Source organism: Promicromonospora sp. NPDC057138 (assembly GCF_042670845.1).
Taxonomy (GTDB): Bacteria; Actinomycetota; Actinomycetes; order Actinomycetales; family Cellulomonadaceae; genus Promicromonospora.
Map to the genome: position 1 here is coordinate 1 of NZ_JBHUUX010000047.1, position 19015 is coordinate 19015.

The 19015-nt window shown below is 70.9% G+C and carries 15 protein-coding genes and 1 tRNA gene; 5 read left to right on the top strand and 11 right to left on the bottom strand.

What is annotated here, in order from left to right:
* The first annotated feature begins 179 nt into the window (after positions 1 to 179).
* Positions 180 to 253: transfer RNA gene (locus tag ACFT2C_RS20960), tRNA-Leu, on the top strand.
* A 108-nt stretch (positions 254 to 361) separates the two neighbouring features.
* On the opposite strand, the gene ACFT2C_RS20965 is transcribed toward ACFT2C_RS20960, so the two are convergent.
* Entirely contained in the window at positions 362 to 2602 is a 2241-nt protein-coding gene (locus ACFT2C_RS20965) for an excinuclease ABC subunit UvrA (RefSeq protein ID WP_377209015.1), read from the bottom strand.
* Positions 2603 to 2757: 155 nt separating this feature from the next.
* Here ACFT2C_RS20965 and ACFT2C_RS20970 point away from each other — a divergent pair, with 155 nt between their 5' ends.
* The gene (locus ACFT2C_RS20970; protein WP_377209016.1) at positions 2758 to 3240 is read left to right on the top strand and encodes a helix-turn-helix domain-containing protein; all 483 of its coding nucleotides are present in this window, start codon (positions 2758 to 2760) and stop codon (positions 3238 to 3240) included.
* Positions 3241 to 3344: 104 nt separating this feature from the next.
* On the opposite strand, the gene ACFT2C_RS20975 is transcribed toward ACFT2C_RS20970, so the two are convergent.
* The 4 genes from ACFT2C_RS20975 to ACFT2C_RS20990 form a co-directional block, all read right to left on the bottom strand.
* Positions 3345 to 3947, bottom strand: coding sequence for a ClpP family protease (locus tag ACFT2C_RS20975; RefSeq protein WP_377209017.1), 603 nt, complete (start codon positions 3945 to 3947; stop codon positions 3345 to 3347).
* 80 nt (positions 3948 to 4027) lie between these two features.
* Positions 4028 to 4732, bottom strand: coding sequence for an ArsR/SmtB family transcription factor (locus tag ACFT2C_RS20980; RefSeq protein WP_377209018.1), 705 nt, complete (start codon positions 4730 to 4732; stop codon positions 4028 to 4030).
* An 84-nt stretch (positions 4733 to 4816) separates the two neighbouring features.
* Positions 4817 to 5032 (bottom strand): hypothetical protein, encoded by a 216-nt coding sequence (locus ACFT2C_RS20985; protein WP_377209019.1) that lies wholly within the window; start codon positions 5030 to 5032, stop codon positions 4817 to 4819.
* Between the two features lie 114 nt (positions 5033 to 5146).
* On the bottom strand, positions 5147 to 5638 hold the full coding sequence (locus ACFT2C_RS20990) for a MarR family winged helix-turn-helix transcriptional regulator (protein WP_377209020.1): 492 nt from the start codon (positions 5636 to 5638) through the stop codon (positions 5147 to 5149).
* Between the two features lie 59 nt (positions 5639 to 5697).
* On the opposite strand from ACFT2C_RS20990, the gene ACFT2C_RS20995 reads away from it, so the two are divergent.
* Both ACFT2C_RS20995 and ACFT2C_RS21000 read left to right on the top strand, forming a co-directional pair.
* On the top strand, positions 5698 to 6933 hold the full coding sequence (locus ACFT2C_RS20995) for an MFS transporter (protein ID WP_377209021.1): 1236 nt from the start codon (positions 5698 to 5700) through the stop codon (positions 6931 to 6933).
* Positions 6934 to 7164: 231 nt separating this feature from the next.
* Positions 7165 to 11121 (top strand): efflux RND transporter permease subunit, encoded by a 3957-nt coding sequence (locus ACFT2C_RS21000; protein WP_377209022.1) that lies wholly within the window; start codon positions 7165 to 7167, stop codon positions 11119 to 11121.
* A 157-nt stretch (positions 11122 to 11278) separates the two neighbouring features.
* On the opposite strand, the gene ACFT2C_RS21005 is transcribed toward ACFT2C_RS21000, so the two are convergent.
* Entirely contained in the window at positions 11279 to 12172 is an 894-nt protein-coding gene (locus ACFT2C_RS21005; protein ID WP_377209023.1) for an ABC transporter permease subunit, read from the bottom strand.
* Entirely contained in the window at positions 12169 to 13122 is a 954-nt protein-coding gene (locus ACFT2C_RS21010; protein WP_377209024.1) for an ABC transporter ATP-binding protein, read from the bottom strand. The genes ACFT2C_RS21005 and ACFT2C_RS21010 overlap by 4 nt, the downstream gene beginning before the upstream one ends.
* A gap of 222 nt (positions 13123 to 13344) precedes the next feature.
* On the opposite strand from ACFT2C_RS21010, the gene ACFT2C_RS21015 reads away from it, so the two are divergent.
* Complete coding sequence (locus tag ACFT2C_RS21015; protein ID WP_377209025.1) at positions 13345 to 14241, top strand: Bax inhibitor-1/YccA family protein; 897 nt, start codon at positions 13345 to 13347, stop codon at positions 14239 to 14241.
* Positions 14242 to 14512: 271 nt separating this feature from the next.
* Here the strand turns inward: ACFT2C_RS21015 and ACFT2C_RS21020 are convergent, their stop codons facing one another.
* The 4 genes from ACFT2C_RS21020 to ACFT2C_RS21035 form a co-directional block, all read right to left on the bottom strand.
* Positions 14513 to 15286 carry a hypothetical protein gene (locus tag ACFT2C_RS21020; RefSeq protein WP_377209026.1) on the bottom strand — a complete coding sequence of 258 codons (774 nt, stop codon included), beginning with the start codon at positions 15284 to 15286 and terminating at the stop codon, positions 14513 to 14515.
* Positions 15283 to 15912 (bottom strand): TetR-like C-terminal domain-containing protein, encoded by a 630-nt coding sequence (locus ACFT2C_RS21025; protein ID WP_377209027.1) that lies wholly within the window; start codon positions 15910 to 15912, stop codon positions 15283 to 15285. The genes ACFT2C_RS21020 and ACFT2C_RS21025 overlap by 4 nt, the downstream gene beginning before the upstream one ends.
* Positions 15905 to 16789, bottom strand: a complete 885-nt coding sequence (locus ACFT2C_RS21030; protein WP_377209028.1) for an alpha/beta fold hydrolase — start codon at positions 16787 to 16789, stop codon at positions 15905 to 15907. The genes ACFT2C_RS21025 and ACFT2C_RS21030 overlap by 8 nt, the downstream gene beginning before the upstream one ends.
* Before the next feature lie 129 nt (positions 16790 to 16918).
* The gene (locus ACFT2C_RS21035) at positions 16919 to 18847 is read right to left on the bottom strand and encodes a glycoside hydrolase family 15 protein (RefSeq protein WP_377209029.1); all 1929 of its coding nucleotides are present in this window, start codon (positions 18845 to 18847) and stop codon (positions 16919 to 16921) included.
* Positions 18848 to 19015: the final 168 nt, after the last annotated feature.

A 19015-nucleotide genomic window follows, 5' to 3' on the forward strand; every position in this document is an offset into this window, starting at 1 on the left:
CCTCGCGGGGCCGAGGCGTCGTGGCCGCCGTTTTTGCCGGCGTTTCCTTTCAGATGGGAAACATAGTCGCCCTTACAAAACCCAACCGACCGAACTCAGTGCTGGGACTGGGCAACCGACCGAACTCAGTCGGTCAGAAATCCCGTGGGGCGATCGCCGCTCGGTATTCTCTGGGGTGCGCCCCCATAGCCCAACTGGCAGAGGCAGCCGGCTTAAACCCGGCACAGTCCCGGTTCGAATCCGGGTGGGGGCACGGCCACGGTGTCAGGCGAAGGGCTGGTTTACCTCAGGCCGTGCGCCGCGCGTAGTGCGGTTGCAGCGCGACCGATCGGCCGTCGGGTCGCCGGGTCGCCGGGTCGCCTCAGGCGATCAGCTCGGCGAGGTGGCGGCCCGTCAGCGATGACTCCTCGCGCGCCAGGTCGACGGGCGTGCCCTCGAAGACGACCCGGCCGCCGTCGTGCCCGCCGCCCGGGCCCATGTCGATGACCCAGTCGGCGCGGGCCACGACGGACAGGTTGTGCTCGACCACGATGACGGACCGGCCGGAGTCGACGAGCCGGTCCAGCAGGCCGGCCAGGTTGTCGACGTCCTGCATGTGCAGGCCGGCCGTGGGCTCGTCGAGCACGAAGGCCGGCGTGTCACCGCCCATCTCGATGGCGAGCTTGAGCCGCTGACGTTCGCCGCCGGACAGGGTGTTGAGGTGCTGTCCGAGGGAGATGTAGTGCAGGCCGACGTCGGAGAGCCGGGTCAGCATCGGGAGCACGGCCTTCTCCGTGAAGAAGTCCTGCGCCTCCTCGACGGCCATGGCGAGCACGTCGGCGATGTTCTTGCCGCGCAGGGTGTAGCCCAGCACCTCGTCGGTGAACCGCTTGCCGCCGCACGCCTCGCACACACTCGCGACGCCGGCCATGAAGGCGAGGTCGGTGTAGATGAGGCCGACGCCCTTGCACTCCGGGCAGGCGCCGGCCGAGTTCGCGCTGAACAGCGCGGGTTTGACGCCGTTCGCGCGGGCGTACTGCTTGCGGATGGGCTCGAGGATCCCGGTATAGGTGGCGGGGTTGGACCGCCGCGACCCGCGGATCGGCGACTGGTCCACGAACGTCACGCCGTCGCGCGGCAGGCAGCCGTGGATGAGCGAGCTCTTGCCCGACCCCGCCACGCCGGTCACCGCGACAAGCACTCCGAGCGGGACGTCGACGGAGACGTCCTGGAGGTTGTGCAGGTTCGCGCGCTCGATCCGCAGGAAGCCGGTTGGGGTGCGGGGAGCGGCCTTGAGCGTGACGGCCTGGTCCAGGTGCTTGCCCGTGGCGGTGCCGGAGTCGCGCAGGCCGGCGAGGTCGCCCTCGTAGACGACGGTGCCGCCGTGCGTGCCGGCGCCCGGACCCATGTCGACGAGGTGGTCGGCCGCCCCCATGACCTCGGGCTTGTGCTCGACGACGAGCACGGTGTTGCCCTTGTCCCGCAGGCGCTGGAGCAGGGCGTTCATCTGCCGCACGTCGTGCGGGTGCAGGCCGATGGTCGGCTCGTCGAACACGTAGGTCATGTCCGTCAGGGCCGAGCCCATGTGCCGCACCATCTTGGTGCGCTGCGCCTCCCCGCCGGACAGCGACGACGACTCCCGGTCCAGCGACAGGTAGCCCAGGCCGATCTGCTCGAACGTGGCGAGCAGGTCGTTGAGCCCGTCGAGGATGGGCTGGACGTGGGGGTCGGCGAGGTCGCGCACCAGCTCGGCCAGGTCCGTGAGCTGCATGGCCGCTGCCTCGCCGATGTGCTTGCCCTTGACGAGCGACGACCGCGCCCGGTCGTTGAGTCGCGTGCCCCCGCACGCGGGGCACGCCGTGAACGTGGCGAGCCGGTCGACGGCGGCCCGCATCGCGCCCTTCATCGACTCGACGTCCTTGACCAGGTAGAGCCGGGTGATCTTGGGGACCAGCGACTCGTAGGTGACGTTGATGCCGCCGGAGACGATCTTGCGCTCGGCGCCGAACATCAGGTCGTGCCACTCGGTGTCGTTGTACTCCGCCAGCGGCTTGTCGACGTCGAACAGGCCGGAGTCGGCGTAGACCTTCCAGTACCAGCTGCCGACCCCGAAGTTGGGGAACGTGATGGCGCCCTCGCTCAGCGACTTGCTGCGGTCCACCAGGGCGTCCGTGTCGACCGCGGAGACGCGTCCGAGCCCCTCGCAGTTGCCGCACATGCCCTGCGGGTCGTTGAACGAGAAGAGGTTGGATCCGCCGACGTGCGGCCGGCCGAGCCGCGACCAGATGACGCGCAGCATCGTGTAGGCGTCGGTGGCCGTCCCGACCGTGGAGCGCGCGTTGGCGCCCATGGGCTCCTGGTCCACGACGATCGCGGCCGACAGGTTCGACAGCGTGTCGACGTCGGGCCGCGGTCGCGACGGCATGAACCCCTGCAGAAATGCCGAGTACGTCTCGTCGATCAGGCGCCGGGACTCAGCGGCCACCGTACCGAACACGAGCGAGCTCTTGCCGGAGCCGGATACCCCCGTGAACACCGTCAGCTTCCGCTTGGGGATGTCGAGCGAGACCCCCTGCAGATTGTTCTCGCGAGCTCCGCGTACCTCGATAGATCCGAACACCACTGTCCTCTCCTGGTCGGTGGTCTCATGGTGCCAGGAGGCACTGACACTCACCCCGCCTACGCTCTACCCCTTTACGCCAGGAGCAGACGCCGGAACGACCTGCAGTGTCAGTGGGGTTGGGTAGCGTGACGGGTACCAACGGCGGGAGTGGGCACATGGCAATGATCTCGATAGGTACTGCGGGTACTGCTGGGCTCGGCACCACGCACGAGGACGGGCCCGGAACCAGACCCGGGACGCTCGAACACACCCGCGAACCACTCCTGCGCGACCTGGTGGGTGGCATCCTGCGGCGCACGCGCCGCGAGCAGCGCCGCACGCTGGCCGACGTCGCGACGGATGCGCGGGTCTCCACCGCCTACCTGTCCGAGGTCGAGCGAGGTCGCAAGGAGGCCTCCTCCGAGGTGCTCGCCGCCGTGTGCGAAGCGCTCGGTATGCGTCTCGTCGACCTGGTGGAGCGCGCGTGGGCGGAGCTCGCTCTAGCGCTGGCGGCGCAGGAAGAGGGCAGGCGGGTTCGGGTCCTCTCGTCCGGGGCCCGCCGTTCGGCCGGCTTCTCGTCGTCGCGGCACCCCCTCCAAGCACCGGCCGGCAGCTCCGCCGTCGGGCAGCGAGGTGAGGCGGTGCTGCTGGCGGCGTGAGGTGTACGGAACGCCCCGCACGGCCGGCCTGATCCGGCCGCCGAGTCAGCCCTCTGCTCCGCCCGTGCTGCTGACCCGGCGGACCACCACGGCTCGCGGCGGAGTCAGAGCCCGGCGCGCCGCTTTCCGCCCGGACGGACGTCGGTCACCTGGTCGACGATCTTGTCGATCATGCCGTAGGCCAGTGCCTGCTCCGCGGTGAACCAGCGGTCGCGCTCCGAGTCGGCTGCGATCGTCTCGACGGACTGGCCGGTGTGCTCGGCCTGCAGCCGGGTCATCACGTCCTTGATATGCCGCATGTTCTCGGCCTGGATCACGACATCGCTCGTCGTGCCACCGATGCCGTCCGCCGGCTGATGCATCATGATCCGTGCGTGCGGCAGGGCGAACCGCTTGTCCTTGGTGCCCGCGGCGAGCAGGAACTGCGCGGTGCTGCCCGCGAACCCGACGGCCACGGTCGAAACGGTGTTCGGCAGGAACTTCATCGTGTCGTAGACGGCCAGCCCGGCGCCGATGGCGCCGCCGGGGGAGTTGATGTAGAGGCTGATGTCGGCGCTCGAGTCCTCGGCCGAGAGGAGCAGGAGCTGCGAGGCCACGCGGTTGGCGACGGCGTCGTCGATCTCGGTGCCGATCAGCACGATCCGCTGGTGCAGCAGGCGCGTCGAGAGGTGATCGTCGAAGGGCTGGGTGTGGGGTGTCTCGGTCATCTCTCCACGATCGCCCCGCGCTGGCCCGCGAGGTAGCGATCTCTGCCCGCCGCAGATCTGCTCACGGCAGACCGCGTGCGTCAGAGCGGGTTGCCCTCCGGGTCGATCGTGGGAAACACGTCGAAATGGATCTCGAGCGGCACCATTCCTGGCCCGCCTTCCTGCCCGTTGAGCGGGTCTATGTGTTCCGCCGCGAAGCGGTCCCAGGCCTCGATGATCGCCTTCATCTGTTCCGGCGTCGCCCACTTGTTGGACGTCATGAAGGTGGCGCTTCCCACCCACGACTCCAGGGTCTCGTCGTCCATCTCCTGACCCGCACGGATGAAGGCCAGAACGCGTTCGTTGCGCAGGCGAAGGAACTCCATGTTGACCGCCTCGGCGGTCTGCCGGCCCGCAGGGGAGTCCTTACCGGCGCTGGAGATGCTGAATCCGCCAGGCGTGCGCTCCCACCAGCGTTCCCGGGCCGTGCCCTTGCCCTCGACCTCGCGGACGAGGCCGTGCTTGGCGAGCTGGCGCAGGTGGTAGCTCGTCGAGCCGCTGGACTCGCCGACGATCTCGCCCAGCTTGCTGGCCGTGAGGGGCCCGCGAGTCGGCAGCAGGTCGAGGATGCGGATGCGGAGGGGATGGGCGAGCGCGCGCAGGGCCTCGGAGCCGAGCTCCGGTGGTGGGCCGGCGCTCGCGGGAGCGGACTCCTCCGAGGCCACCCGCAGTGTCGGCGGCGCCGGCGGGGTCGGGGCGTCCGGCCCCGCCTTCGGGCCGGGGGAGTCCTTGCGCGCAGTCGCCATAGGTAGGACGTTACCCACTCGCCGCCGCCGGGAGCGGATGGTGAGCGCGCCGCGACCGGATGTCACGACGGCGAGACCTGATGGTCAGCGCAGCGAGAGCGGGTGACGCGCCGCCGAGTTGTCGCGCGCGCGCTCGGCCTGGGCGCGCTGCCGCTCGGCACGCTCGATCTCGCGGCGCTGCGCCGCGCGGTCGGCCTGGCTCGGTGCGGCCGGCTTCCGGCCGGCGGCCGTGACCGCCGCGCGAGGGATCCCGACGGACTGCGGAACGACGGTACGGAAGGTGGGTGCGTAGGCGCTCATCGCGATCTCCTGGCTCGGTGGTGGCTCCGGACGGGGTGGCCGGTGTCCCCAACCCTACGCATGCAAACATGTCTTTGCAAGACTCTCTTTGCAACTAGTTCTTTGGAATCTGCTTCAGTCGTCCGGGTCGCGCCGGAACGCGTCGAGATCCTGGTTGAGCCGTTCGAGCAGGCCTGCGAGCAGCGCGCGTTCGGCGGGTGACCAGTCGGCGAGGATCTCGCCGTACATCGCGCTGCGGCGGGTGCGCTCGTGCTCCAGCTGGGCCTCGCCCGACGGCGTCGCCTCGACCCGTACCGCCCGTCCGTCGCGCGGGTCGCGGCTGCGTCGTGCGAGGCCTGCCTTCTCGAGGCTGACGACCTGACGGGTCACGGTGGAGGCGTCGAGACCCTGCCGCTCGGCGAGCGCGTTGATGCCGAGCGGGCCCTCGGTGCTGAGCACCAGGAGCAGGAGATAGCCCGACCGCTCGAGCGTCGGGGTGTAGTCCGGGCGGATGGCCCCGGTGCGCTCTGCCCGGCGCAGCAGGAGTGCGAGCTGCAGCTCGACGCGGGAGAGGGGGGCGCCGTTGGGCTGCTCGGCACCCGGGCTCTCTTTCGTCCTCTTCGACATAGGTGTAGCCTACAGGCATATACCTGTGGGGTACAGATAAATCTATGTGAGGAGGCCGCGTGGCCACCACGCGCAACGAGCCGAACAAGACAGCCATCTACGCCACGGCGCTCACCGCGTTCTTCGCGATCGCGGGGATCGCCGTCGTGGACCCGATCCTTCCCGTCATCGGCGCGGAGATCGGCGCCACCACCTGGGAGATCGAGCTGCTGTTCACCGCGTACATCGCGGTCATGGCGATCGGCATGATCCCCGCCGTCATGGCGACGGGGAAGTTCGGGTACAAGAAGATCCTGGCGACCGGCGTCACCCTCGTCGCGGTAGCGGCGGTGCTCGCCGCCCTGAGCGGCAACATCGTCCAGCTCGCGGTGCTGCGCGGCGTCTGGGGCCTCGGCAACGCGATGTTCTTCGCCACAGCCATGGCGCTCCTGGTCGCGCTCGCGAAGGACCGCGAGTGGGTGGTCGGCCTGTTCGAGACCTGCGTCGGGCTCGGCTTCGCCGTCGGGCCGCTGATCGGCGGGCTCCTGGGACACATCAGCTGGCGCGTGCCGTTCTTCGTCTGCGGCCTGCTCATGGTCATCGCGCTCCTGGTCTCCGCCACCCGGCTCAAGGATCCCGCCGAGAGGCCCGCGCCGCTGCGACTGGGGCAGGTCTTCGGGCTGTTCCGCAAGCCCGGGTTCCGGGCGCTCGCGGTCGTGACCGCCGCGTACAACTTCGTGTTCTTCGTGGTGCTCGGGTACGTGCCGGTGTTCCTCGGGCTCGACGTCGTGCCGCTCGGCCTGGTGTTCACCGCCTGGGGCATCGGCGTCGCCGTCGGCATCCTGGCGGTCGGGCACCGGCTCGCCCACGCCATCGGGTTCGTGCAGACGCTGGGCGTCGCGGTCACCGGCCTGCTGGCGTGCGTGGTGGTGCTCGCTGTCGGCGTCGGGACTGCCGGCTCGGTGGTCGTGACCATCGTGGCCGGTGTGTTCATGGGTATCGCCAACGCGAACCTCACCGACCTGTCGCTCGCCCTCGGTGATCCGGACCGCCGGGTCACCACCGGTGCGTTCAACCTGGTCAGGTGGGGCTTTGCGGCGCCGGCGCCGGTGGTCGCCGGCCTGCTCGCCGAGGGTGTCGGCCCCGCCTCGCCCTTCTGGGTGGCTTCGGCGGTGCTGCTCGTCGGCGTGGTCGTGTTCCTGGTGACGGCTCACGTCATGGCCCGCCCGATCGGCGAGCGCGTGCTCTGGCAGCGCTGGAACAGAAGCGCGCGGCGGGTCGAGGCCACACCCGAGGAGGCCATGTCCGAGCTGTGACATCAGCCCGGCCCGAGTGCGGACGGGCTGGGCTCGGGCCGCCGGGCCGGCACCCTCGGGCACCCTGCCAGGCACGGGGAGACGCAGGACGCAAGCCGCGCCAGGGCTTGCAGACCGTGCAGCACACTGCCCTACTCTGTGACTTCGGTCGGTTTCACCCCGTTGGTCCGTCCCAGGCCACGCGGCGGCGTTGCTCCGTTGCCCGATCCTCGTCCGCACCGTGGAGTCTTCGTGTTCCATCTCGCCCGGCTGTCCCTCGCGAACCGAGCCGTCGTGGCTCTGGTGACGATCGCGATAGCTGCCTTCGGGGTGCTGAGCATGACCTCCCTGAAGCAGGAGCTGATCCCGTCCCTGCAGCTCCCGACGGGAATCGTGAGCGCGCAGTACCCGGGCTCGTCGCCCGAGGTCGTCGAGGAACAGGTCACGGACGTGATCGAGGACGCGATCGCCTCGATCGACGGGATCGCTTCGGTCCGCTCCACGGCGTCCACCGGTGTCTCGCTCACGACCATCGAGTTCACCTACGGCACCGACATGGAGACCGCCACCCAGCGGCTGCAGACCGCGATCGCGGGCGTCCAGGCCGCCCTGCCCGAAGACGTCAGCCCGCAGGTCACGACCGGCTCCGTCGACGACGTGCCCGTGGTCCAGATGGCGGTCTCGGGAGACAAGAGCCCCAACGCCCTCGCGGACACCGTCGAGAACGTGGTCGTGCCGGGGCTGGAGGACGTCGACGGCGTCCGCTCGGTCTCGGTGACCGGGCAGACCGAGACCGAGGTCCGCGTCCAGCCCGACCAGGAGAAGCTCGCGGCCGCGGGCCTCACGACGCAGGACCTGACCACCGTGCTGCAGGACAACGGCGTGGTCATGCCCGCAGGGGAGATCACTGAGGGCGGCCGCGCCTGGTCGGTGCAGCTCGGCAAGCCCGTCGACATGGTCGACCAGCTCAAGCAGCTCCCCGTCATCCCCGGAGGGACCGCGACCCCGGGCGCCGGCGCAGGCGACGCCGAGGCGGGCGCCGACGCCCTGCCCACGGACCCGACCGCGCCCGTCACACCGGACAGCCCGGCGCTGGTGGGCGACGTCGCGACGGTACAGCTCGTGCCGGTCGAGGCGACGTCGTACTCCCGCCTCGACGGCTCGCCGTCCCTCGGACTGGCCATCACGAAGACGCCGGAGGCCAACACGGTCGAGGTGTCGCACGCGATCGAGGAGGCCCTCGCCGAGCCCGAGGTGGCGGACACGCTGACCGACCGCGGCGTCAAGACGGCGGTCGTGTTCGACCAAGCCCCGTTCGTCGAGGACTCGATCCACGGCCTGGCCACCGAGGGCGGCCTCGGCCTGCTGTTCGCGGTGCTCGTCATCCTCGTGTTCCTGATGTCGATGCGGTCCACGCTGGTGTCCGCGATCTCGATCCCGCTGTCGCTCGCGGTGACGTTCATCGCGATGAACGCCGGCGGCTACACGCTGAACATCCTGACGCTGGGCGCGCTCACCATCTCGATCGGCCGCGTGGTCGACGACGCGATCGTGGTGATCGAGAACATCAAGCGGCACATGTCGTACGGCGAGGAGAAGACCGAGGCCATCCTCGCGGCGGTGCGCGAGGTCGGCGGGGCCATCGCCGCCTCCACGATCTGTACCGTCGCGGTGTTCCTGCCCATCGCGTTCGTCGGCGGCATGGTGGGCGAGCTGTTCCGGCCGTTCGCCCTGACCGTGTCGATAGCGATGCTGGCCTCGCTCGTCGTGGCCCTGACGATCGTGCCGGTGCTCGCGTACTGGTTCATCCGGCCCCCGAAGAAGCTCGGCCGCGGCGCGGCGCTCGCCCGCGCGGCAGCCGAGGAGAAGGAGAGCCGCGGCATCTGGCAGCGCATCTACGTGCCGTCGCTGAACGGCGCGCTCGCGCGGCCCGTCGTCACCATCGGGGTGGCCGTGGCGATCCTCGGCGGCACGGCGGCCCTCGTCCCGAACATGGAGACCAGCTTCCTCGGGGACAACGGCCAGGACACGGTGACCGTCACGCAGCACTACGAGCCGGGTACGTCGCTCAAGGGGCAGGACGAGGCGGCGAAGCAGGTCGAGGCCGCCCTCGCCGACGTCGACGCCGTCGACAGCGTGCAGGCCACCGTGGGCAGCGGCGGCGACATGTCGATGGCGGCGTTCGGCGGCGCGAGCGCCGGGCTCAAGGCGTCGTTCGCCGTCACGCTCGACGAGGACGCCGACGGCGCGGACGCCGCCGCGGACATCCGCGCCGCCGTCGGCGGGCTGACCGAGAAGCCCGCGACGGAGGTCTCCGTCTCAGCCGGCGACTCCGTGGGCACGTCCGCCATCGACCTCGTGGTCCGCGCGCGCGACGACGGGGCGCTGGCCGAGGCCACGAGTGCGATCCAGGACGCGATGAGCGGGCTGAGCGGCGTGGCCGAGGTCAGCAACGACCTGTCCGCCGCGCAGGAGATCGTCGAGGTGGCCGTCGACCGCAAGGCCGCCGCGGAGTACGGGCTCACCGAGACGCAGGTGACCGGGGTCGCGTCCGCCGCGCTGACCGGCTCGCAGGACATGGGCGAGCTGCACACCGCGGAGGGCCCGGTCGGGGTCACGCTCTCCGCGGGTGCGGTGCCGACCACGATGTCGGAGATCGGGGAGATCCCGGTTCCGACGGCGGCCGGCGCCGTGCCGCTGAGCGACGTCGCGAACGTGAAGGTCGCCAAGACGCCGACGTCGATCAGCCGGATCGACGGCGACCGGTCCGCCACCGTGTCCGTGACGCCCGCGGGCGACGACCTCGGCGCGGTCACCGAGGCTGTGAACGCCGAGATCGCCTCGATCGACCTGCCGGCCGGAGCCACGGTGTCGGTGGGCGGTGCCGCCGCCGACCAGGCCGAGGCCTTCAACGACCTGGGTATGGCGCTCCTGGCGGCCATCGCCCTCGTGTTCATCGTCATGGTGGCCGCGTTCCGCAGCCTGGCCCAGCCGTTCATCCTGCTCGTGTCCATCCCGTTCGCGGCAGTGGGCGCCCTGATCACGCTGGTCGCCACGAACACGCCGCTGGGCGTGCCCGCGCTGATCGGCACGTTGCTGCTGGTGGGCATCGTCGTGTCCAACGCGATCGTGCTGATCGACCTGATCAACCAGTACCGCCACGACGGCATGGGCCTCGACGACGCGGTGCGCGAGGGCTCGCGCAAGCGGCTCCGCCCGATCGTCATGACGGCGCTGGCCACGGTCTTTGCACTGACCCCTATGGCCGTCGGCCTGACGGGCGGCGGGGCGTTCATCTCGCAGCCGCTCGCGCTGGTGGTGATCGGCGGGCTCGTGTCCTCGACCCTGCTCACCCTGTACGTCGTGCCGGTGATCTACACGCTCTTCGAGCGCCGGGCCGAACGTCGGCGCGCCGCGGACGAGGCTGCCGGACGCACCACCCGCGGGCCGCTGACCGGCGCGTTCCCGAGCGTGGCGACCGGGGCGTTCCAGATCGTCGGGCGGCAGGCGGCGGCCCAGCGGCAGGCCCGGGAGGCTGCGGTCGCCCCGGGCGGCCGCGGTCCCGTTCCCCAGGCCGCTCCGGCGACGCAGCCCTGGCCGCCGGCCGTGGAATCCTCGCCCGTGTCGTCCGGCACCTGGATGGAGCCGGGCCAGGCCCGTCCTGGCCGGCACAGCAGGCCGACGCCGGCGCAGGCTCCGCCCGCGCAGACTCGCTCCGGTCAGGCCCCGCAGGTCCGCCCTGCTCACGTGCCGACGACCCACCTGCCGCCCCAGCACGCGGCCCACCACGACGGGCCGGCCCAGCGGGGGCCGGGCCAGCAGGGCCCGTCCCGGCAGCTTCCGCCCGTCTGGCCCACGCAGGCCGCGCCGAACACGCAGCCGCCGCGCAACCAGCAGCAGACGCCGCCCCAGTGGCAGGAGCCGCCGCGGCAGGCGCCCCAGCACCGGCAGGCGCCGCAACAGCAGGTGCCCCAGCAGCAGGAGTGGCACCCGCAACAGGAGTGGTCGAACCCGCCCCAGCGCCAGCCGGCCCAGTACGAAGCCGAGTACGAAGCCGAGTACGAGGCCCAGTACGAGGCGCCGCAGCACCAGGCATCGCCGCGCCAGGTACCCCAGTGGCAGGCGGAGGCCGAACCGGAACCGGAGCCCGATCACCGGCGCCCGGAGCCGCCCCCGGCCTGGCCCCACCCGCTCGACCCGCTCGACTGACGGCCGTCTCTGAGATCCGCTACGAGAACACGATCAGGCATGCATCCGAGGTTCGGAGCATGCCTGATCGTGTTCTGGAAACTGATCTCGGACGGAGCGCCGGCGCTGACGCCCGACCGGCATCTACGCTGACGCGGCGACGGCCGACGTCGGCTTGCTACGCGTCCTGGAGCTTGAGGCGCAGGGCTCCGGCGATGACGACGATCACTGTGTACGCGCCGAGCACACTGATGCCCACCCACGGGTCGAGGACCTCGGGCACCTGCGCGCCGGAGGGCGTGATCGCCGACCCCGCCACGCTCGGCAGGAACTTGTTCACGTCCAGAACCCAGTCCAGGCTCGACGCGAACGCCACGACGATGTTGAACACAAAGGGGATCACCAGGAAGACGGCCACGACCGTGAAGATCGCGCCCGCCGTATGGCGCAGCAGGGTGCCGATCCCCAGCGCGAACAGCGCCACCAGCGCCGTGTAGATCACGACGCCGTAGAGCTTGCGTACGTCGTCGCCGTTCGACCAGTCCAGGGCCATGTCGTTCGCGTTCAGGATGGGGAGGCTGACGAGCCAACCCAGCAGCAGGGACACGGTGGTCAGTACCGCCGTGACAGCGGCGAGCACCGTTGCCTTTGCCGCGAAGGCGTTCAGCCGGCCGGGCGCCGCGGCGAACGTCGAGCGGATCATGCCCGTCGAGTACTCGCCGGTGATCACCATGGCGCCGAGCACTGCGACCACGAGGGCGGCGAACTCGTACCCGCCCGCGATGACGGTCGGTGCACCGAACACCGCGTCCATCGACGCCTGGCCCTCCTGGGCCGGCTCGACGTCGCCCATCTGGTCGTTCAGGAACTGAACCACGACGGCCATCATCAGTGCGAAGCCGGCCATGATGACCACCGTGGAGCCGAGCGTCCACCACGTCGACCGCAGCGTCCACAGCTTGATCCATTCCGAGCGCAGCAGCCGGAAAAAGGTGACGTTCTGCACCGAGGTGTGCTCCGCCGTCGTGCCCGACGCCGGGCCGCCCGCCTGGGCGGTGACCGTCGCGCTCATGCCTTGCTCCCCTCGAGGTCGGACTGCGCGGCCGCGTGGGCCGCGATGTCCTCGGATTGGTACTCCACCGAATCGGCGGTCAGCGACATGTACGCCTCCTCGAGCGTGGACGCGACGGGCGTCAGCTCGTGCAGCACGATCCTCGCCGATGCGGCGAGCTCGCCGACGGCGGCCGCGTCGGTGCCGCGGATCTCCATGAGTCCCGGCTCGACGCCGTGCACCACGGCGTTGGTGCCCTTCAGGAGCTCGGCGAGCACCGTGGCCTGCGGCGAGCGGACCCGGACGAGCTTGCGCTCGGCGCCGTCGACGATCTCCGAGACGGGGGCGTCGGCGAGGATGCGGCCCTTGCCGATCACGATCACGTGGTCGGCCGTGAGGGCGACCTCGCTCATCAGGTGGCTCGACAGGAAGACCGTGCGGCCCTCGGACGCGAGGAACTTCGCGATGTTGCGCACCCAGAGCACACCCTCCGGGTCGAGCCCGTTGACCGGCTCGTCGAGGATCAGCGTGTGCGGGTCGCCGAGCAGGGCCGCCGCGATGCCGAGGCGCTGGCCCATCCCCAGCGAGAACCCGCCGACGCGCTTGGTCGCGACGGGCCGCAGGCCTGTGAGCTCGATCACCTCGTCGACGCGCCTGGTCGAGATGCCGTGCGTGGCGGCCATGGCGAGCAGGTGGTTGCGCGCGGTGCGGCCGGTGTGCACAGCCTTCGCGTCGAGCAGGGCGCCCACCTCCGCCAGCGGACGGCGGTGCGCGGCGTACGGCTTGCCGTTGACGGTGACCGTGCCGGCGGTCGGCCGGTCCAGCCCCACGATCATGCGCATCGTGGTCGACTTGCCGGCGCCGTTCGGGCCCAGGAAGCCTGTCACCTGGCCCGGCTGCACGGTGAACGTCACGCCGTCCACGGCAGTCTTCGCGCCGTACCTCTTTGTCAGGCCTGTGGCCTCGATCATCACTTGCCCTTCCATCTGGCATGCCGGGGCGACCTCTGCGGCCACCGGCCGGTCATGACGAGACTGATCACTACGAGACTAGGGAGCCGACGGCGCCCGCCGCACCCATTACCGGCCCTGATCATCCCTTGGGCGGACGCACTTCATCCGAAGGTATGACCCGGGAACTACTGGGACCCTCCCGGCGTTCCCTAGGATGGTCCGACAGACCAGGAGGAGCAGATGAGCAACCCCGTCTTTTCGAGAAGCGACGTCTTCGGTGAGCCCCGACGTACCGGTGCGGCCGGTGCACGCCGTGGCGGCACCGCCACCTACCCCAACCAGACTCCCGCATATGGCACTCCGCCGCAGGCCGGCCAGTACGGCGCCGGGGGTCAGCAGGCGATGGACGCGTCGCAGCTCGACGCGATGTACCAGTCGCCGTCCGCCACGACGGCGGACACCAAGCGACTGACCTACGACGACGTGATCATCAAGACCGGTGGGCTGCTCGCCCTCCTGGTCGTGGTGGCCGCGGCGACGTGGACGCTGGTGCCACCGGCCATGCTTGGGCCGGTCATGCTCGTCGGCGCCATCGGTGGCCTGGTCCTCGGCCTGGTCAACGCGTTCAAGAGAAACCCGAGCCCGGCCCTCATCGTGGCGTACACGGTGTTCGAGGGTGCGTTCCTCGGCGCGATCTCGTTCATGTTCAACTCGCTGTACGACGGCGCCGTCACGCAGGCCGTGCTCGGCACGATCTCCGTGTTCGCGGTGAGCCTGTTCCTGTTCCGGAGCGGCAGGGTCCGCGTGACGCCCAAGTTCACGCGCTGGCTGATGTTCGCCCTGATCGGGTACGCGCTGTTCAGCCTGCTGAACTTCGTGCTCATGCTCACGGGCGTCGTGGGCGGCGAGTTCGGTCTGCGCGGCGGTCCGATCGGCATCATCGTCGGCCTCGTCGCCGTCGGCCTCGCGGCCGCGTCGCTCATCGTCGACTTCGACTCCATCAAGCGTGGCGTCGAGGCGGGCGTGCCCGCCAAGATGGCGTGGTCGGCGGCCTTCGGCCTGCTGGTGACGCTGATCTGGCTCTACATCGAGCTGCTGCGCCTCGCGGCGATCATCAGCAGCTTCGCCCGCGACTAGCGTTCCGCCGGCGGCATGACAGAGGCGTGAGTCCCGCATGACAGAGGCGTGAGTCCCGGACGGGGCTCACGCCTCTGTCATGTCCACAGTCTGTGGCGTGCGTTGCCGCCCACGTTCCGGTTGGCACGCCGGACCGCAACTTGCGTGTCTCCGGAGTCGCCGCTGCCACGCCGAACCGCAATCTGTGCGTCAACGCAGTCACCCAGGCGAAGCTTACGAGTCCACAGGGGGCTCGGTGGACGTGCTCCTTGCGGTTCGACGCCACCAGGACTCACACCTCTCGGTTCGACGTCGCCGCGGGCCGCGATGGGCGCGGTACCTGCGGTTCGACGCCACCGCCGTCGCGCACTGTCGCGGCGATCAGCAGGCAGCCCGCCGCGACGAGGAAGCCGTGCGTGATCCGCAGCTCCGGCCCGCCGAAGAACTGGGGGAGCAGGAGCACCAGGCCGAGCCCCAGCGGAATGCCGGCCCACCTCGCACCTGCGCCGGACCGCAACAAGCCGGGCTGCCCCGCGCCGGACCGCCACAGCGCGACCGCGATCAGCACCCCGGACACCGCCAGCAGCAGGAGTCCCGTGGCGAACAGGGCGACGGCCCACGGCTGCATGCGCAGCACCTCGATGTCGGCGAGCAGCCCGAGGTCGTCGTCCCGCAGGGCAGCCTGGGCGATGGTGCGGATGCCGAAGATCTCCGCGCCGAAGTAGAGCGCGGCGCATCCGGCGCCTGCCCAGGCGGTGATGAGCGCCCAGGTCACGGCGCCGAGCCCGCGCCGCGGAGCGCTGAGCCCGCGCCCCGCTGCGTCAGGCCCGACGCCGGCAGCACCGGCGTCGGCGAGGACCGCACGCAGGCCCAGCAGCGCCGGGGCGAGCAGGGCGAGGCCGAGGATCCCGGACAGGTGCGCCAGGACCCAGCGGTCGGAGGCGAACGCGGTGGCGAGCTCGGCGCTGGCGACGGTCTCGTCGGGCCACGGTCGGAGCAGCGGGAAGAGCAGGAAGAGGAGACCGGCGGCGAGCAGGGCGACGCGGGTCCAGCGGACGGTGGTCATGAGTGGCTCCCGGTGGTGGTGTGGCGGTCGAGCAGGGCATCAGGTGCGGCCAGCGCGGAGACGCCCGCGACGAGCATCTCCACCAGCACGGCGAAGCTCTGTTCGACGTCCTCCCGCATCCGGAAGCCGCCCCCGAGCTCGAGCGTCACGAAGCCGTGCACACCGGCCCGGACCGCACGGACGGCGTCGATCACGCGGCCGTCCGGGAGGCCGAAGCCGCGCAGGACGGCGACGACCACCTGGACGCTGTCGGCTGCCGCGTCCCGCAGCGGGGCGGCAGCCGGGTCGTCCGGGTCGGGGCCGATCTGCGTCGCCGCATACCGCCCCGGGTGGTCGAGGGCGTAGGCGCGCAGGGCGTCCGCCAGCGCGTGGAGCGCGTCCGCCCCGGCGCGGCCCACGGTCGCCGAGGCGGCGGCGACCGTGAGCTCGCGGACGGCGACGACCGACACCTCGCGACGCAGGTCGGCCAGCGAACCCACGTGCTTGTAGAGGCTCGGGGCCGCGACGCCGGCCTTCGCGGCGACCTTCGCGAGCGTGAGGTCTGCGAACCCGCTCGGCCCGCCGGCGTCCACGACCTCGACGGCCAGGCGCACGACGGCGTCGTGGGACAGGCCCGCCCTAGGCACGGTTGCCGCCGTCCTCGGACGCCGGGGCGTCCGCCGCGTCCCGCCCGCCCGGCAGCCCCGCGAGGAACTCGAGCACGGCGGGTACGACGTCGTCAGGCGCCTGGTGCTGCGGGTAGTGGCCCACCTCGGGGAGCAGGATGCCGCGGGCGTCAATCGTCTCGGTGATCCAGGCGAGCTCGGCCGCCGGGTCGGAGTAGTCGGGGTCGAGCGCGCCGACGATCACGAGGGCCTGGGCCCGGACGTCAGGCAGCCGCGCCTCGACGACCGAGTGGTCGAGCGCGAGCGTGAGGTCGCGGAAGCACCGCAGGCGGCCCGGTTCGCTGAGCTTTCCGCGGACGGCGGCGACGTGCTCCGCGTGCCAGGACGAGCGGCGTCCCTTGCTGATCGAGGAGTAGTACGACCCCCAGAAAGCGGCACCCCAGGGCCGGGCGAGAAGCACCCGGTAGACGATTCCCATGACCTTCTGCATGGCCGGGGAGCCCGGCTCGCGCAGGAGTGGGCTGAGCAGCGCGAGCCCGCGCACCAGGTCGGGGCGCTCCGCGCCGGCCCAGGCGGCGGCGGACGCGCCCAGCGAGCTGCCGAGCAGCACCGCCGGGCCGGCGTCGAGGTGCTCGACCAGAGCGATGAGGTCGGAGCCGATGCCGTCGTCACCGTACGTCCGGAACGTGGTGTCGGAGTCGCCCTGGCCGCGCAGGTCCGTGACGACCACGCGGTAGCCGGCGGCGACGAGCGCGGGGACGACGTCGTCGTAGGTGGACCGGAGGTCGCCCATCCCCGGGACGGCGACCACGAGGGGGCCCGACCCCGTGTCGGTGTAGGCGATGTTGCCCTCGGGCCGGGGAAGGAAGCTGACCGCGTCGTTCTGGCTGGTTGTCATAGCCAGAAAGCTACGCCTATTAGCCAGACCGTGCAACCCTCTCCGCGAAGTAGAGCGCTTGTCCGTCCCGGGCGAGGCGAACCTCGTGCGAGACGGACAAGCGCTCTACTTCGCGGAGAGGGTTGCGGGTCAGATGGGGCGGGGGGCGCCGAAGTAGCCCCGTTCCGCGTCGCCGGACTCCGCCTTGATCACGTGCATGACGGCGTTGATCAGGGCCAGGTGCGTGAACGCCTGCGGGAAGTTGCCCAGGTGCCTGCCGGTGCCCGGCTCGATCTCCTCGGCGTAGAGGTTGAGCGACGACGCGTAGCCGAGCAGCCGCTCGCACAGCGACTTGGCGCGCTCCACCTCACCGATCTCGACCAGCGCCGACACGAGCCAGAACGAGCAGATGGTGAAGGTGCCCTCCTCGCCCTGCAGGCCGTCGTCGGTCTCCTCCGTGCGGTACCGCAGCACGAGGCCGTCCTCGGTGAGCTCGTCCGCGATCGCCAGCACCGTGGCCTTGACCCGGTCGTCGTCCGGCGGCAGGAACCGCAGCAGCGGCACGAGCAGCAGCGACGCGTCGAGAGCCGGGTCGCCGTAGCGCTGCGTGAAGACGCCGCGGTCGTCCACGCCCTTGGTGCAGATGTCGTCGGAGATCTCGTCCGCGATCTTCTGCCACGCCTTGGCGTAGTCCGGCTCGTCGTACAGCCGGGCCAGCTTGGCGCCCCGGTCCATCGCCACCCAGCACATGAGCTTGGAGCTGGTGAAGTGCTGCGGCTCGCCGCGCACCTCCCAGATGCCCCGGTCCGGCTCGTGCCAGTGCTTCGCGGCCTCCTCGACCTGCCGCTTGAGGATGGGCCACAGCGACTCGGGGAGCTGCTCACGCGACTTGGCGTGCAGCCACACGGAGTCCAGGACCGCGCCCCACACGTCGTGCTGCCGCTGGTCGTACGCGGCGTTGCCGACCCGGACGGGCTGCGCCCCCTCGTAGCCGGACAGGTGCGGCAGCTCGAACTCCTCCAGGGTCTCCTCGCCACCCACGCCGTACATGATCTGGAGCTGGCGGTTGTCGCGGCAGACGTCCTGGATGAACGCGAAGAAGTCGTTCGCCTCGCGTTCCAGGCCAAGGGTGTACAGCCCCCAGAGCGCGAACGTCGAGTCGCGGATCCACGCGTACCGGTAGTCCCAGTTGCGCTCCCCGCCCGGGGTCTCGGGCAGGGAGGTGGTCGCGGCGGCGATCAGCGCGCCGGTGGGGGAGTAGGTCAGGCCCTTCAGCGTGAGCGCCGACCGCTGGAGGTAGATGCGCCACGGGTGGTCGGGGAACTGGCCCTGCGTGATCCAGTCGCGCCAGAACCGCTCGGTGCGCCACATCGCGTCGAGGGCGCCTGCATAGGACGTCGGCGCGCTCTGCGAGCCCCAGGACATCGCGACGAAGTGCGTGGCGCCCTCCGTCATCCGGGTGCGCGCGGTGGCCCGCTTGCCCTCCAGCCCGAACCGCAGGCTGGAGCGCAGGTGCAGGTCCGGGTTGGACTCGCCGATGTGCGCCACGACCGACGAGTACCCGCTGTTCTCGTACTCCCAGTCGACGTCGTCCCGCGCGTAGTCCGGGCGCGGCTCGCACACGACCTCGAGGTCCACCGTGCCCGACACGCACTTGATGGTGCGCATCAGGATGTGCTCGGCGTCGTCGTCGGTGGGGGTGCGGCGGTGCGTGCGGGAGCGGTCCTCGACGTCGTGCCACGGGCCCATCAGCATCGCATCGCGCACCACGAGCCAGCCGGTCTCGGTCTGCCACGTGGTCTCGAGGATGAGGGTGCCGGGCAGGTAGCGGCGTGCCACGGGCACGCGCACGCCGTGCGGTCCCACCCGGAAGTGGCCCGCTCCGCGGTCCAGGATCTTGGCGAAGATGCTGGGCGAGTCGGGGCGCGGCACGCACATCCACTCCACGCTGCCCGACGGCGCGATCAGCGCGTTGGACTCGCAGTCCGACAGAAACCCGTACTCGCCGATGTGCGGGAACCTGCTGCGGCCGTCCCACGCACGCGGGGAGGCGCCGTCGCTCGACGTATGTCCCTTCACCGGGCCCGGGCTGGTGGGCGTCGGCGGCTGGGGGCGCCTGGGGGAGGTGCCGGATGTCGTGGGAGCGTCAACATCAGCCCCCGGCGACTCAATCGGTTCGAGCGTCATGAGGCACAAGGGTTCCGCACGTTCCGCGCGCCTGGCAAGCCGCGCACGTGTGACGCGCGG

Excerpts from the sequence above, each read along its gene's own strand:
- ACFT2C_RS21030 (WP_377209028.1), bottom strand. The coding sequence starts at position 16,789 with ATGACAACCAGCCAGAACGACGCGGTCAGCTTCCTTCCCCGGCCCGAG.
- ACFT2C_RS20980 (WP_377209018.1), bottom strand. The coding sequence starts at position 4,732 with ATGGCGACTGCGCGCAAGGACTCCCCCGGCCCGAAGGCGGGGCCGGAC.
- ACFT2C_RS21005 (WP_377209023.1), bottom strand. The coding sequence starts at position 12,172 with ATGAGCGCGACGGTCACCGCCCAGGCGGGCGGCCCGGCGTCGGGCACG.
- ACFT2C_RS20990 (WP_377209020.1), bottom strand. The coding sequence starts at position 5,638 with ATGTCGAAGAGGACGAAAGAGAGCCCGGGTGCCGAGCAGCCCAACGGC.
- ACFT2C_RS21020 (WP_377209026.1), bottom strand. The coding sequence starts at position 15,286 with ATGACCACCGTCCGCTGGACCCGCGTCGCCCTGCTCGCCGCCGGTCTC.
- ACFT2C_RS21010 (WP_377209024.1), bottom strand. The coding sequence starts at position 13,122 with ATGATCGAGGCCACAGGCCTGACAAAGAGGTACGGCGCGAAGACTGCC.
- ACFT2C_RS20970 (WP_377209016.1), top strand. The coding sequence starts at position 2,758 with ATGGCAATGATCTCGATAGGTACTGCGGGTACTGCTGGGCTCGGCACC.
- ACFT2C_RS21015 (WP_377209025.1), top strand. The coding sequence starts at position 13,345 with ATGAGCAACCCCGTCTTTTCGAGAAGCGACGTCTTCGGTGAGCCCCGA.
- ACFT2C_RS20975 (WP_377209017.1), bottom strand. The coding sequence starts at position 3,947 with ATGACCGAGACACCCCACACCCAGCCCTTCGACGATCACCTCTCGACG.
- ACFT2C_RS20985 (WP_377209019.1), bottom strand. The coding sequence starts at position 5,032 with ATGAGCGCCTACGCACCCACCTTCCGTACCGTCGTTCCGCAGTCCGTC.